This is a genomic window from Polyangium sp. y55x31 (assembly GCF_029946505.1).
Classification (GTDB): domain Bacteria; phylum Myxococcota_A; class Polyangia; order Polyangiales; family Polyangiaceae; genus Polyangium.
The window spans coordinates 453474-468191 of record NZ_JARZHG010000005.1 but is presented as its reverse complement, the minus strand read 5'-3'; the positions used below and the strand labels follow the sequence as shown (position 1 = coordinate 468191).

The 14718-nt window shown below is 71.6% G+C and carries 8 protein-coding genes; 4 read left to right on the top strand and 4 right to left on the bottom strand.

The annotated features are described in order from the left end of the window. Window positions 1-11 precede the first annotated feature (11 nt). Window positions 12-2519, bottom strand: a complete 2508-nt coding sequence (locus QHF84_RS13500; RefSeq protein ID WP_281313675.1) for a DUF4215 domain-containing protein — start codon at window positions 2517-2519, stop codon at window positions 12-14. Between the two features lie 247 nt (window positions 2520-2766). Between QHF84_RS13500 and QHF84_RS13495 the strand changes: the two genes are divergently transcribed. Both QHF84_RS13495 and QHF84_RS13490 read left to right on the top strand, forming a co-directional pair. Then, on the top strand, window positions 2767-4362 hold the full coding sequence (locus QHF84_RS13495) for a serine/threonine protein kinase (protein WP_281313674.1): 1596 nt from the start codon (window positions 2767-2769) through the stop codon (window positions 4360-4362). A 200-nt stretch (window positions 4363-4562) separates the two neighbouring features. Further along, window positions 4563-5420 carry a heme NO-binding domain-containing protein gene (locus QHF84_RS13490; RefSeq protein ID WP_281313673.1) on the top strand — a complete coding sequence of 286 codons (858 nt, stop codon included), beginning with the start codon at window positions 4563-4565 and terminating at the stop codon, window positions 5418-5420. Between the two features lie 3 nt (window positions 5421-5423). Here QHF84_RS13490 and QHF84_RS13485 read toward each other — a convergent pair whose 3' ends face one another. The 3 genes from QHF84_RS13485 to QHF84_RS13475 all read right to left on the bottom strand — a co-directional run bounded on the left by QHF84_RS13485 (window position 5424) and on the right by QHF84_RS13475 (window position 12485). Further along, a complete protein-coding gene (locus tag QHF84_RS13485) occupies window positions 5424-10994 on the bottom strand; it encodes a cellulose synthase (protein WP_281313672.1) in 5571 nt (1856 codons plus the stop codon). Window positions 10995-11073: 79 nt separating this feature from the next. Next, on the bottom strand, window positions 11074-12114 hold the full coding sequence (locus QHF84_RS13480) for a hypothetical protein (protein WP_281313671.1): 1041 nt from the start codon (window positions 12112-12114) through the stop codon (window positions 11074-11076). A 152-nt stretch (window positions 12115-12266) separates the two neighbouring features. After that, a complete protein-coding gene (locus QHF84_RS13475) occupies window positions 12267-12485 on the bottom strand; it encodes a hypothetical protein (RefSeq protein WP_281313670.1) in 219 nt (72 codons plus the stop codon). A gap of 173 nt (window positions 12486-12658) precedes the next feature. Here QHF84_RS13475 and QHF84_RS13470 point away from each other — a divergent pair, with 173 nt between their 5' ends. Both QHF84_RS13470 and QHF84_RS13465 read left to right on the top strand, forming a co-directional pair. Continuing rightward, on the top strand, window positions 12659-13408 hold the full coding sequence (locus QHF84_RS13470) for an RNA polymerase sigma factor (protein WP_281313669.1): 750 nt from the start codon (window positions 12659-12661) through the stop codon (window positions 13406-13408). Further along, window positions 13405-14718, top strand: coding sequence for a FecR domain-containing protein (locus tag QHF84_RS13465; protein ID WP_281313668.1), 1314 nt, complete (start codon window positions 13405-13407; stop codon window positions 14716-14718). Before QHF84_RS13470 ends, QHF84_RS13465 begins: the two co-directional genes overlap by 4 nt.

Below are 14718 nucleotides of genomic sequence, written 5' to 3'. Positions count from 1 at the left end.
GGGGAATTGCCTTACTTCGCGATCACGCGGCCCGTGGCGAGCTTGAAGAAGGAGGAGTAGGCCGCGGCGTTGAGGCAGGTATTGAGGTCGACGACCGCGTTGTTCTTGTCGCGGCAGCCGTTGACCTCCTTGGTCATCGTGTCCCGCGTGAGCGTGTACGGGGCGCCCGCGCCCGCGACCGGCGCGCCGGGATCGACCTGATCCGGCTGGCGGATGAGTATGACCTGGAAGATGGACACGCTGCATCCGCCGATGAGGACGTCGAGCAGGGAGTTCGCGGCGGTGTACGCCTGGCTGCACGGGGTGGCGCCGCCAACGACGAGCTGCGCGGGGATGGGGACTTGATCAAGCGAGGCCGCGCTGATGTTGCCGCAGAGCTTGCCCGCGCCATTGGGGTTCGGTTGCCCGGTGCTCGCATACACCTGGAGCGCCGGATCGAGGTGCTCCGAGGCGAGGTGGCCGGGCGGGCCGCCCGTGGAAGCGAGAGGCGTGCTCACAGCGCCGATCGTGGTGGTGAGCCGGGCGTTGCTCATCTTGAGGAGCGACGGCGGGCCGCCGAGGGCGAGGGTGAGGCTGAGATAACCCGGCCCCGCCGTGAGCGTCTTCGCGTTGATGCTGCCCGAGAGCATCTGTAGCGGTTTGCCATTCGCGTCGACGGACGCCGGGTTCGTCGCGTACCACCAATCGAGATCCGCGGCGCCATTGTACATGGCGCCCATCGGGACGATGGGGCTGCCGTTGAGGGCGCCGAGCTCGATGGCCGGATCGGAGGTGCCCGTCATGTCGTCGAGGCCGAACGTCTTGAACATGATGTTCATGGAGCCGTTGGCGATGCCATTCGCGAGCGAGGTCTGGATCGGGGTCGCGGCCGTGGAGGAGATGGCGCTGCCGAGCTGGTTCACGGCGCAGAACGAGGCGTCCGTCGCGAGCTCCAATTGGAGCCAGTTCGCGCGCTGGACCTGCTCGAACTGGCACGACGCGTCGCAGCCGTCGAGGTTCTTCGTGTTGCCGTCGTCGCATTGCTCGCCGGCCTCGCGGATGCCATTGCCGCACGCCGGGGGGAACTTGCACGTCGCATCGCAGCTCGCGCCCGGGGGATCACATTGCTCGCCGGCGGCCGTGTCGACGCAGCCGTCGCCGCACGCCGTGGGCTTGCAAGAGCCGCCCGTGCAGAGACCTCCGGCGCAGGGGGCGCAGTTCGCCTCGGGCATGCCCGGCGAGCAAGCCTTGCCCGCGCTCCCGCCCACCACGACGTCGACGCAGGTCTCGCTGCCGTTGCAAGTCTCGGCGTCGACGCAATCGGCGTTCGTGTCGCAGGAGAACTGGCAGGTGACCTCGCAGCCGGCGCCGGGGCCGTTCTGTGCGCCGAAATCGCACTCCTCGCCATTCTCGACCATCCCATTGCCGCAGACCGCCTCGGGCGGGAGGCATGCGCCGCTCTGGCAGACGAGGTTTGGCGCGGCACACATCTGGCCGTTCTGCGCGGCGTCCGGGAGGGTGACGCAGACGTTACTCGCGTTGCAAGCGGCGACCTGGCAGGGCGGCGCCGCGGGGCAATCGGTGGCCGGGTTTTCGCAGGAGAGGGTGCAATCGGCGTCGCAGCCGTCGCCGGAGGTCGTGTTCCCGTCGTCGCAGACCTCGCCCGGATCGACGGAGCCGTCGCCGCACACGGTGGGGGTGCAGGCGCCATTCACGCAGATCGCGCCCATCCCGCAGACCTGGCCGCTGCCGAGGGGGCTTCCGCAGGTATGCGTGGCGTCGTCGCAGGTGGTGCCGACGCACGGATCGAGGCTCGAACAGTCGCGCGTCGGGTCGTTCGAGACGCAACCGAATTTGCAGGCGTCGCAGCCGTCGCCGTTCACGATGTTGCCGTCGTCGCACTCCTCGTTCGGGCTGACGAAGCTGTCGCCGCAGGTATCGTCGGCGCAGACGCCCGCCTTGCAGATCTTGCCCATGCCACACGAGACGCCGTCGGCCGCGTTCATCCCGGGCGCGCAGGTGTGAGCGTTGGTGCAGATTTCGGCGCCGTTGCAGGGGTCGGCGTCGTCGCATTTGGCGTCGCCGGTGTTGGGGTTCGCGTTGTCGCAGGTGTAGAAGCAGTCGACCTGGCAGCCGTCGCCATTGACCATATTGCCGTCGTCGCACGCCTCGGTGCCCTCTTTGACACCGTTGCCGCACACGGCCTCGCCCCCGCCGCCCGCGCCGCCCATCCCGCCCGCGCCGCCCATCCCGCCTGCGCCGCCCATCCCGCCTGCGCCGCCCATCCCGCCTGCGCCGCCCATCCCGCCTGCGCCGCCAATGCCACCCGTGCCACCGATGCCGCCCGTGCCGCCAATGCCACCCGTGCCGCCGTCGCCGCCGGCGCCGCCCGTTCCGCCCATTCCGCCCGTGCCGCCCGGCCCGCCCGGGCCCGTGGATGTGATGGAGACCTCGTCGTCCCCGCACCCGGCCAACAGGGTCGTCCCGGCGAGCCCAGCGATCGCCATCAGGGCCGCGAGCCCACGCGAATTCGAATGCATCCGCACGTCACACCTCCAAGATCAAGGCCCGCGAAAAGCAAGCCGGCTTTGCCATCCTAGACCGGTCCCGTCCACGAATGGTTGGATTCTCGCGACATCCACCGTAAGATCGTAGTTTTTTCGGTTGCGGCTGAAGCTTCGCGGGCCCCCGAGGCGCTCGGCGCGTGCGGGAAGCACGGAGACCACCCCCACACGAAGGCCCCGCTTGACCAGGCCGCCGGGAAACGGTCATATCGGAGGCGCTGGCATGGAGGATCGAGAGCTCTGGGAGCGGCGCATCGGGACCACGCTGCGCGACACGTGGCGGCTCGAGAGCCTCATCGGCGTCGGCGGGATGGCCGCGGTGTACGTCGGCGTGCAGTCGATCGGCCGGCGCGACGCGGTGAAGATCCTCCACCCGGAGGTGGCGCGGCAGAAGGACCTCCGGGCGCGCTTCGAGCAGGAAGCGCGGGTCCTTTCGAGCTTCCGTCACCCGGGCGCCGTCGAGGTCCTGTTCATGGGCACGACCGAGGACGGGCTGCCCTTCATCGTGATGGAGCTGCTCGAAGGCGAGTCGCTCGCCGCGCGCTTCAAGCGGCTCGGCTCGATTCCCGTCGACGAGACGCTCCGGTACGTCGACGAGGTGCTCTCGGTGCTCGGCGCCGCGCACGCGCAGAACATCGTCCACCGCGACATCAAGCTCGACAACGTGTTCGTGCTGAACAGCGGGCACGTGAAGGTGCTCGACTTCGGCATCGCGCGGCTCCGAAACTCGCAACACGCGGTGCAGACGAAGATCGGCTCGATGCTCGGGACCTTGCCGTACATGCCGCCCGAGCAGATCCGCGGCGTGGAGATCGACGGGCGCGCAGACATCTTCGCGCTCGGCTCGACGATGTTCCGGCTGCTCGCGAAGCGGCGCATCCACGAGGGAAACAGCGAGGCCGAGATCCTCGTGAAGATGTCGACGGAGCCGGCGCCGCCGCTCGCGACGCTCGTGAAGGACGTGTCGCCGCAGGTGTGCATGGTCGTCGATCGCGCGCTCGCGTTCCGGACCGATCGGCGATACCCGGACGCCGCGACGATGCAGCGTGACGTGCGCGCGCTGCTGCGCGGAGAGCCGCCGCCGTACGCGCTGGAGAAGCTCGCCGCGGGAGAGCTGCCGACGGCGCTGATCACGACGCCCGCAGCCGCGCCGACGAACGTCGATCTCGCCGAAGCGCCGACGGTGCCGCCGCCGCCGATGGGCGCAGGGGATGCGCCGACGGCGGCCGGGATCGGCGTCGTGATGCCCTCCGTGATCTCGGCGCCGACCGCAGTCTCGGCCGTGACGACGGCGTCGCCGCCGAGCAGCCCGACCGGGACGGGTCCACGATCGGCGACGACCGCGCAGGCCAACGCGTCGATCATGTACGGGCCGACGGTGATGGCGAGCGTGGCGAGCCTGGGTTTGTCGGAGCCGACGCCGCCGCCGGTGACGAACCCGTCACGCGCGTCGCTGCCCTCGGCCCCCGCGCAAGCAGCGCCGCCGCACGCCCCGGAGCCGACGCCCGCGCCCGCATCGGCCGCGCACACGCCGCCGCCGATGGCGAAGAGCTTGATCGGGACGGCCGTCGCGGCGCTCGCGGAGCCACGAAAAATCCCGCTCATCCCGGCGCTCATCGGGGCGCTCGTGTGTTTGATCCTCCTGTTCGTCGGCATCGCGGTGTTCCGCGGGCACGACGAGGCGCCGACGTCGCCCGAATCCGCAGCCAGCGCGAGCACGACGAAGGCAAACGCAGCCTCGGGCGCGTCGACGACGGGCACCGAGTCGACGAAAAAGAGCAAAAAACGCAACTGGGACAAGGTCAACTGGGACAAGTAACGCGCCCGTGCATTGCAAAGTCGCAATCCATCCGTTGCAGAAATGGGCGTGTTGACGTGGGCGTACGTCCCACGGGCGGCTGTTGGAGAAGCCGGGATCCGGAAGAAGGCCACAAGGAGCGTTCGATCGGTTCCGGCGCTGATCTTGCATACTTGACCTATTCAGGCCTCGCTCGACCGTAACGCGCGAGGCAGGGGGCCGTGGTGCTGGGCGTCATTCTCCTCGGGTTCCAAAACTACGTACGCGAACGGCTCGGCGAGGAGCTCTGGCGAACGATCCGGAACGAAGCCGGCGTCGCAGAACGCGTGTACCTGCCCTCCCAGACGTACCCGGGCGAAGAACTGCACGCGCTCGCGACGAGCATGTCGCGGCTGACGGGGATGTCGCCCGCCCTCGTGCTCGAGAGCTTCGGCGACAAACTCGCGGCGGAGCTGCTCAAGGTCTACGGCAACCTCGTCGATCCACGCTGGCGGGTGCTCGACGTGCTCGTGCACAGCGAGGAGCTCATCGAGCGAATGGCGCAACGAAGCGGCGACCTCGCGCCGCATTCGCCGGTGAGCGCGCGCTGGGGTCGCGACGGCGAGGTGGTCCTGGTCTACCAGTCGCACCTGAAGGGCTGCGCGCTGATCAAAGGCATCGTGCGCGGGCTCGGCGCAAACCTGGAGCAGCCGGTGCTGCTCGACGAGAACCGATGCATGCTCGCCGGCGCGTCGACGTGCGAGATGGCCGTGCGGCTCGAACGAACGACGCAGCTCACGGAGCGCGCGCAAGGGCTCGCACGAAGGCTGACGCCGCCCGCGATGAGTCGATCCGCGCTCAAGAGCGCGCTGTTCGGCGATCGGTCGGACATGTCGTCGGTGCCGCCGCCGCCCGCGTCGTCGTCGAAGCAAGAAACGCTGTCGGCGTGGAGGACCGAGACGAAGACGAACCCGCCCGCGAGCGGCGTGACGCCCGCGCGGATCTCCACGCTGCCATCCGCGCCGAGCACGCCGAGCACGCCGAGCACGCCGCCGCCGAGCCCCGATGCCGACGCGTCGGAGCTCTGGCGTCGGCGCTGATCGTTACGCGTTCGTCCAGACGGTGCCCACGCGGCGGCGCTCCGCATACGAGGGCGCGCTGAGCGCGTAACGAAGGAGGTCGCCCGTGACCGGATGCAGCACGACGAGGCGAGGATCCTCGGCCGCACGCGCGACGTCCCGATCGATGCGGCAGAGGTGATCGATCGCGGCGACGAGGTCGCCGGAGAGCAAGTAGCCGAGGCGGTTTTCGCTGCGACGAACGCCCGCCGCGAGGAGGCGGATGTCGTAGCCGGGCGCGGCGGAGGGCAAGATCTCTTCGAGGAGCTTGCGTTGCCTGCGGCCGATGGCGCGCTGCACGTGAACGCCGAACGCCTGGGCAGCCTGCTCGCGGACGGGGCCGAGGTCACGCGCGCCGAAGGCGGGGTCGACGGTGCGCATCGCCGCGATGAGGAGAGCGTCGCACGATTCGAGGGCGAGCTCGTCGAGCCAGGTGGGGCCGAGCGCGATACGCACGAAGAGGCGGCCAAGGGCGAAGGCTTGCTCGGGCTCGGGGAGCTCGGCAAACGCGACAGGGCCGACGATGGCCGGAGGATCGCCGGGATACACGCGCGGCATGCCCTGCCAGGACGGCGAGAGGTAGAGCTCGAAGCCCTCGACGCCGAGGCTCTTGGCGATGCGATCGGCGAGGCGATACGTGAAGCTGTTGTCACGCGAGCCGATGCGGTCGCGCGAGGAGATGCCGAGGCTCGAGAGCTCGAAGCGCAGGGCCTTGTGCGCGATGGGCGCGATGGCCGCAGCCGCGAGGAGCATGGGGCTTTGCGCCTCGACGGCGAGGAGGCGGTGGAGCTCGGGGCCCGCGAAGACGCCGGGGTGCAGCGCATCCGGGGGCATGCGGCGCGCACGCAGGCGCGTGATGCGTTCGGGTTTGACGTCGCCGAGGCAAGCGCGCGCCTCCTCGACGGTGAGGCGCTCCTCGGCGCGGCCATCCTTGGCGAGCGCAGATTCGAGCGCGGCGAGGGCCGCCGAGAGCTCGCCGGTCTTCACGAGGGCGTCGATGTCAGTCGCGAGGACGTCGCGCAAAACCTGGACGGCCTCGGCGTTGCGGTTGGCCGCGTCGAGGCCACGACCGAGCGCAGCACGAGCCTCGGGGCCGGCGCTGGGGAGCCCGACGGCCTGCTGGAGGTGCGCGACGCCGTCGCGCGGGCGCACGAGGACGGTGACCTCGAGGAGGCCGATCGTGGTGAGCCATCGAGGATCGATGGGCAGGCGGCGCGCCGAGGCGATCTCGAGGACCTGGCCGATCGCCGCGACGTACTGGGCCGCGCCGTCGGGCGTCTCGACGCGATAGAGGCGCGCGAGGGCGCCCCAGGGGCGCATGTCGGTCGGGCCGTGCGCGATGGCGTCGCAGAGCGCGCGGACGATGCCGGCACGATCACCGGCCTCGCGCTGCGCTTCGGCGAGGCGGAGGCAAACGTCGACACGGGTGCGCGCGTCGGGCGAGGCATCGGCGAGGCGCGTGAGCGCATGCACGGCGAGCGCGTGATCCCCGCGCTTGGCGGCGATCTGGTAGAGGCGGTCGAGCGCGAAGGCGTGCGAGGGCTCCATCGCGAGGACGGCCTGCACGCACTGCTCGGCGCGCGGGAGATCGGCGAGCGGGCCTTCGTAGAGGCTCGCGAGCTCGAAGTACGCCGCCGTGCGCGCCTCGGGGACGGCCGCGATCGAGACGATGCGTTGCCAGGCGTCGCGAGCCTCGGCCGGGAGGCGCTGCGCGGTGTAGAGGCGCGCGGTGAGCATGAGCGCGGGGACGTCGTCGGGCGTCTCGACGAGGACGCGGCGCATGGCCGCGATGCCGATGCTCGGATCGGGCGAGGCGCCGCCAGCCTCGTGGTGACGAAGGACGGCGCGGCCGATCTCCGTGCCGAGGAGGACGATCTGCGCGGAGGAAGCAGCACGTTCGAGCGCTGTGCCGAGGCGATCGGCGAGGCGCGCAGGGTCGAGCGCGAGGCCACGGGCGAGCGCGCGGGCAGCCGCTTCGCAGTCGGGGTCCTCGCGGAGCGCGTTCTCGTAGAGCTCGAGGGCCTCGCCCATGAGGCCAGGCTCCTCGGCGGTGAGCTGCGCGGCGCGGACGAGGTGTCCGGCGCGGCGAGAAGCGCCCTCGACGATGCGGGCGAGCGCGCGGTTCGCCGTGATGAGCGCCGAGCGATCGCCGAGCTCGCCGGCGAGCCGATCGAGGCCACGCGCAGCGAGCAAGCTGTCGGGGAAGAGCGCGAGCGTGTCGCGGTAGCCGGCGAGCGATGCGCGGGCGAGCGAGGCGTCACCACCGCGGGCCTTGCCCTCGATGAGGATCGCCTCTTCGAGCTGGAAGAAGCCGCGGGCGACGGGCTCACGCGCGAGGGATTTGCGCGCGGTGATCGACGCGAGGAGGAGCGCGCCCGCGGGGCCCGTGGAGGCGGGCGAGACGGCGCCTTCGACGAGGCGACCGGCGATGCGGATGATCGCGTCGTGCACGCTGCTGTCGGCCGGGCGCTCGGCGACGACGCGGCCGAGCGCGTCGAGGAGCGTGTCGCTCGGGATGCGCTCCTCCAGCGCGACGAGATGCGCGAGCGCGCCCGTGCGCGCGACGACCGATCGCGCGGCGGCGGCCTGTCCGCGGAGGACATCCGCGAGCGCGACGGCCTGCGCGCTCCGGTGCAGATGTTCGAGCATGCGTAGCGCCGGGACGTGATCGGGCACGACGGCGGTGAGCCCTTCGAGCAGCGAGACGGCCTCGCGCCGATCCTTGCGGCAGAGCACGTCGGCGAAGGCGATGCGGATCGCGTGATCGACGGAGGCCGGCGGGTGGCGCGCGAGCCAGCCCGCGTAGAGCGAGGCGAGCTCGTCGGTCGCGCGGCGCCGCACGAGGATGCGCTCCATCGCCTCGACGACGGCCGGATCGAAGACGCCCTCCGCGGCGGTCGAGAGCGCATCGGCGGCGGCGAGGGTCGCGAGCGCGGCTTGATCTTCGCCGAGCAGGAGCTCCTCGACCTCGGCGGCCTGGAACAAGAAGCTCGCGCGTGCGATGGGCCCGGAGGCGCCGTCGGCGAGCTTCTTCAGCGAGGTGACGAGCCGGCGATGGTCCCCCGTGGCGCGGAGCAAGCGCGTGATTTCGAGCCCCGGCATCGGGTGATCCGGGCGCAGACGCGCGGCCTCCTCGTACGCCTTCACCGCGTCCTGCGGGCGCTTGAGGCGCAGCTCGTCGAAACGCGCGACCTCGATCCAGAGCCCGAACGACCCCGCGGGATCGTTGCGAATGAGCCCGAGCAGCGCTTGTTTCGCCTCCTCGTTCCGGCCTGCGCGGGTGAGCAAGCGGAAGCGCGCGCGCAGCGCGTCCGGATCCGTCGCCTTCACGGCGAGCGCCCGATCCACGAGCTCGAGCGCGCGATCCCGATCGCCCACACGCTCGCCGACCACGTCCGCGGCGCGGAGCAGGAGCCTGCGCTTGAGCGCCGGATCCTCGGTCAGCTCGGACTCGGCCACGAGCGCCTGCCCGAGCCTGCGGTAGTCACTTCCGCGCTGCGCGTTCCGTTGCATCGCGAGGAACGCGGTGCGCCGCACGGGATCGAGCGCGAGGATCTGATCGAGCACCTCCATCGCGCGCTCGGGCTGCCCGAGCTCGTCCTCCCAGATGCTCACGAGCTTTTCGAGCAGCGCGATCTTGCGCGGCGCTTCGGCCTGGGCCTGCGCGGCCTGCGTGTAGAGATCGATGCGCGCGCGCACGCCCGCGTCGGGCTCGCGCGCGGGCTTCTCGAGGAGCGCGGTGAGCGCGTCGAAGACCGCGGCGTCGCCGGGGTTCACGGTCCACGCGGCCTTCAGGTAGGCGATGGCGTCCTCGCGCTTGCGCAGGTGCCGCTCGCAGATGTCGGCCGCGCGCATGAGCGAGGCGACACGTTGATGTGCGGGCCGCTCGGCGTTGCCCTCGGCGGCCCAGACCTCGACGCGGCGCTCGTGCCGACCGAGGCGTTGCAGCGCGCGGTCGAGCCGTTCGCGCGTCGACTCGTCCACAGGATCGTGCAGGAGCGCCTGTTCGGCGTGAACGGCCGCGTTCTCGGCCTGCCCTAGCGCGTCGTAGATCTCCGACAGCCGCACGTGCGCGTACGCGATCGCCTCCTGCCCCGTCAGGATCGCGAGCTCGCGCTTTCGCGTGATCGACGCCTGTTCGAGCGCCCCTTCTTGCTCCTGCAGCCGGGAGAGCTCGGTGAGGATCCGCCGCGAGGTCGGCGTCCCGGCGGGCGCGCGCGAGGTGGCGCGCCCGAGCAGCGCGATCGCCTCGTGGGGATCTTTGAGCCGCTCACACTGGATCCGCGCGGCCGTGTAGAGCAGCCGCGAGGCGCGATCGTCGTCGAGCTCGTGCTCGGCTTCAGCGGAGAGCGATTCGCAGTACGCGCGCGGATCGTCGTGGCGCACGTGGTGCCGCGCGAGCGCCGCGCGGACCGGCCCCGGCGCGGGCTCGAAGCTCACGGCCCGCTCGAGGGCCGCGGTCGCGAGCGCCGGTTGCTGGAGCATGTCGTCGAGCGCCGCCGCGCGCTCGACGTGGAGCCATGCGGCGAGCCGCGTGTCTCCATCGGGCTTGCCCGCCTCGGGGGCGTACGCGTCTGCCATGCGTTCGAGGTGCTTTGCGAGCGACTCGGCGAGATCGCGCCCCTTGCCGCGCTCGAGCTCGCGACGAAGCACGGCCTCGAGGCCACGCAGCGCGTGCGGGTGCGCGGGCACGAGCTCGAGCGCCTTCCCGTAGGCCGCGCGCGCCTCGGGCCAGCGCCCGAGCTCGGCCGTGGCCCGCGCGCGCTCGACGAGCAGATCCGCGCGCTCGGCGTCGCTCTCGGCGACCACGAGCTCGTCGTCGACCACCGAGATCCGCTCCAGCCGATCTTCGGGCTCGAACAGATGCCGGAGCCGCGACAGCGCCGGGCCGAGCGAACGCGTGATCGCGCGCGCCGCCGCGAACGAGCGCCGCGCCGCGATCCGATCGTGCTCGACGCGCTCCTCGACGAGACCCCGCTCGACGAGGGCGCGCGCCGCGGCCACGGGATCGGCGCTCGTGATGCGCTCGGCGCGCCGCGTGAGCTCGACGCTCAGCGTGACTGGCTCGTTGGAAGCAGCTTCGGCGGGCGCGGCGGGCGCAGCCGCAGCCGCAGGCGCAGGCGCGGCGGGCGCAGCCGCAGGCGCGGCCCCCGTCGCAACCGTGGTCGCGCGACGCGGCGGCGCGGGACGACCGGGGACCGGCGGCGGCGACATCGGCGGAAGCGGCGGTGGTGCCATCGGCGGCAGCGGCGGCGCGGCGGCGGCTGCGGGTTCCGGCGTCGCTTGGCGCACCACCGTCGTCGCGGGCTTCGGCGGCATGGGCCCCACCGCGGGCACGACCTTGCCGGGCGGCGCGGGCTTCGGCGCGGACGCGCCTTGTGGCGGCTGCGCGGCTTGCGCGGGCGGCGCGGGCTTTGGTGGCGCTGCGGGCGCTTGGGGCTTGCCCTTGTCTGGCACGTCCCAGCCCGCGTCCACGGACATCATCGCGGGCCTTGCCAGCGGGGCGGGTTTGTCCTCGGCCTTCGGCTCGTCGGGGCGCTCGTCGTTCTCGGCCACGCTTCGATGCTACACGGCTTGCCCGTCGATCGAGCAAGCCCCGGGCATCGGAGGACCGTCGTTCACCCGGGGACGGGCGTCAGTTGCACTTCGCGCCGATGCAGGCCGCGAACTCCTCACCACACTCGGTCTGGATGCACCCGAAATCTCCGCCGCAGACCGGAAGCACACCGATGGCGCACGTGAGCACTTGATCCACGAAGAACTGCACGTCGGCGCAGCCCTGGGCCACGCAGTTCGCCACACAGGTCACGCTGAATTTCGGGGGATCCGCGCCGAGATCGAGGCACCCGAGGGCGCACGTGACCACCTCGAGGCACCCCTTCGTCTGGCACGTCCCGCAGTCCTGGGGGCAGATCGAGCACGTCTCGAACGCCTCGCACTTGCCGTTCGGGCACACCGAGCAGACGCCGCAGTCCGTCTGGCACGAAGCGCACGTCTCGGTCCCGGTGCAGATCCCGTCGCCGCAACCCGCGCACTTTCCGCAGTCGCCGGGGCACGTGAAACACGTCTCGGTGCCCGCGTCGCACGCGCCATCGCCGCAGCTCGGGCAGGCGTCGCAGTCGGGCGCGCAGGAAAGGCAGTCCTCGGGCGCCGTGCAGAACCCGTCGCCGCAGCTCGCGCACGCGCCGCAGTCCCCGGGGCACGACGCGCACGTCTCGCTCGGATCACATGCGCCGTTGCCGCACGTCTGGCACAGGCCACAATCGATCGGGCACGTCGCGCAGCTCTCGCTCGGATCACACGCGCCGTTGCCGCAGCTCTGGCATGCGCCGCAGTCGAGCACGCACGTCGCGCAGCTCTCCCCGTCGCCACACGTCCCGTCGCCACACCCCGCGCACACGCCGCAATCGACGGGGCAGTTGTCGCAAGCCTCGATCCCGGTGCACGCGCCGTCGCCGCACCCCGCGCAGAACCCGCAGTCCTCGGCGCAGCTCGCGCACGACTCCTCGGGATCACACGTGCCGTCGCCGCATGCGCCGTCGCCGCCCGCCGCCTGTCCCTCCGCGGGCGTGATGCTCGTGCGGCCGCATCCGGCGAAGGGGAACAAGGCGCCGAGCGCGCCGAGCAACAACACCCCGACGAACGACCTCTGCACGAAGCGCCGCGAGCTCTGCATGGGATCCACCTGTCCAAGAAATCGAAGCGAGCGAGCTTCGATCCTACCCGACGAGGCATCCCCGCGCTGCGCCCGCGCGGCCATCTTTCAGGCGCACAAAAAAGGACACCCCGGCGACCCGCAGAAAGCGGATCGCCGGGGTGTAAGTCGTTTCACTTCGGGGCGGCTTCGCCACCGGCCGGCGGAGCGGCCTGGTCACCCGCCGGAGCCGCGCCCTCGGCCGGCTTCGCCGCGTCACCCGCCGGAGCCGCGCCATCGGCCGGCTTCGCCTCGCCCGCGGCACCCTCGGGCGCCGCCGGCTCCTGCGCGGCGCCGCCGCAAGCAACCGCGAGGAGGGAGACCGAGAGGGCGAGGATGATGTGCTTGATCATGTTGAGATCCTCCGTACTAGCTAGAAGCTCCCGCAGACGTCCGACCTGCGGCTCTCCCCTGGACGCCCGAGGTCGCCGGAACGGCTCACGTGAGCTTCAAAAAAATCTTTGTGGCCGCCGTGAGCCACCTGCCACACCCTGAGCGTCCTTAAGGACACGCGGGATTATCGAAAATGGCGCCCAGACTTCAGCGCGGTCGGTTGCGGCTCGTCGAGCCATCGCCTCGCCCCACGACCGAGGGCGGCGAGGTGGCCGCGACGCCGGCCCCCGACGATCGCGCCGAAGCCAAGCGCCCGCCCGAGACCTCGCGTGTCCCCAAAGGCAGCCGCTCCGCGCTCGCCGACTTGCCCGACGCGCAGCTCGTCGGCCTCGGCGCGGAGGGCGACGTGCAGGCCCTCGAGATCCTGTACCGGCGCCACGCGGCCTTCGCGATCAACCTGGCCACGCGGATCGAGGGCTCGCCGCGCGACGTGGAGGACATCGTCCACGACGCGTTCCTCCGCGCCTTCGAGCGCCTGCGGGATCTGACGGATCGGTCGGCGTTCCGCGGCTGGCTCGGCTCGATCGTGGTGCACGCGGTGCGCTCGCGCATGCGCCGCGGCAAGCTCCTGAACCTCCTCGGGCTCGGTCGCGCGAGCGAGCCCGTGGACCTCGACGCGCTCGCGAGCCCCGACGCCTCGCCGCACGTGCGCGCGCAGCTCGCCCAGATCTACGCGCTCCTGCGGACGCTACCCGCGGACGAGCGCATCGCGTGGACGCTCCGCTGCATCGAGGGGCACGAGCTCGAGGCGGTCGCGGGGCTCACGCGGTGCTCGCTTGCCACCGTGAAACGTCGTATCACGCGCGCCCAGCGTTTCCTCGACGAACACTTCGTCGACCCGACCGGCAAGGAAGAACCGGTGAGCAAAGAGGTTGACCAATGAGCCGCCGCGTGGCGCCTCCTCTGCGGCCGCACGACCTGCGGGACCACGCCGATCCGGCGCGGATCGATCGCGTCTGGGAGCGGCTCGAGCACGATCTGCCGGGGCGCCGCGAGCCCGATCGCTCCCGCATGACGGGCACGCTGGTCGCCGTCGCCGCCGCAGCCGTCGCCGCCTTCTGCGCGGGCCTCTACGTCGGGACGAGCACGAGCAAGGACGGCGGTCCCACGGAGGTCCGCGCGATCGCGGCCGAGAACAACGCGTCGCCGAGCGTGCTCGCCGCCGGCACCCGGCAGGCGAGTTATCCGCTGCCCGGCGGCGGCACGTTGACTCTCTCGCCCGGCGCCACGGTGGAGGTCGAGCGCGGCGAGGGTGAAGCCGTCACGTTGCGCCTCCTGCGCGGCGAGGCCTCGGTGGACACGGCCGGCGCGCCCAAGGCCGCGGAGGTCGCGCTCGTCGCCGAGAGCGCGACGCTCTTCGCGCGCGCGGGCAGCGTGGTGTTCGTCCGGCGAAACGAGGCGGACATCGACGTGCGCGTGGCGAGCGGCTCGGCGCGCGTCTCGTGGCCCGCAGGATCACGCGAGCTCTCGGGCGGCGACGGCCTCGAAGCCGTGCCGATGATCGCGCTCGCCGAGGCCCCGCACGACGACGATCCGACGAACCCCGTTCCGCGCCCGCGCCGCGCCATCGCGCCCATGCCGCGCGACATCGACGTCTCTCCGCGTCCGCTCTCGCTCTCGCTCCCGCTCCGCGCCGAGACGCCGACGGTCGCGATCGCCGCGCCCGACTGGCGCGCCAAGTACAACGCGGGCGAGCTCGCGCAGGCCCTCGAGCTGCTCCGCCAGCAGCCCGGCGGGATCGAAGGCGCCATCGCGTCATCGAGGAGCGCGGCCGAGCTCGTGGTGATCGGCGACATCGCCCGCGCCAAAGGCGGAGATCCTTCCGCCGCGCTGCTCGCGCTCCGGCGCGTCGTCGAGCACTTCCCGAACGATCCGTACGCGGAGATCGCGGCCTACACGCTCGGCGGCATGTACGAGAAGATGGGGCAGGCCGATCAAGCACAAAAGTACTTCGAGCGTGCACGAAGCCTGAAAGGTGTCCTCGCCGAGGATGCTCTCTGCAAGCAGATCCGCGCCGAGCACCGCGCCGGTCGGAAGGAGGAGGCGGCGCGCATGGGCACGGAGTATTTGAACAAGTACCCCGATGGCCGGTGCAAGGAGGACGTGGAGCGAATTCTCTCGGGCGAGGAGCCCACGCAGGAGGAGCCCCAAGCTTCACCGGACGCGGGAGCAGGCGACGCTAGCGCGCCCTGA

What these genes read in the sequence shown, in the direction of transcription:
- QHF84_RS13500 (WP_281313675.1), bottom strand. Translation starts at nt 2,519, where the DNA reads ATGCATTCGAATTCGCGTGGGCTCGCGGCCCTGATGGCGATCGCTGGG.
- QHF84_RS13495 (WP_281313674.1), top strand. Translation starts at nt 2,767, where the DNA reads ATGGAGGATCGAGAGCTCTGGGAGCGGCGCATCGGGACCACGCTGCGC.
- QHF84_RS13480 (WP_281313671.1), bottom strand. Translation starts at nt 12,114, where the DNA reads ATGCAGAGCTCGCGGCGCTTCGTGCAGAGGTCGTTCGTCGGGGTGTTG.
- QHF84_RS13475 (WP_281313670.1), bottom strand. Translation starts at nt 12,485, where the DNA reads ATGATCAAGCACATCATCCTCGCCCTCTCGGTCTCCCTCCTCGCGGTT.
- QHF84_RS13470 (WP_281313669.1), top strand. Translation starts at nt 12,659, where the DNA reads ATGGCGCCCAGACTTCAGCGCGGTCGGTTGCGGCTCGTCGAGCCATCG.
- QHF84_RS13465 (WP_281313668.1), top strand. Translation starts at nt 13,405, where the DNA reads ATGAGCCGCCGCGTGGCGCCTCCTCTGCGGCCGCACGACCTGCGGGAC.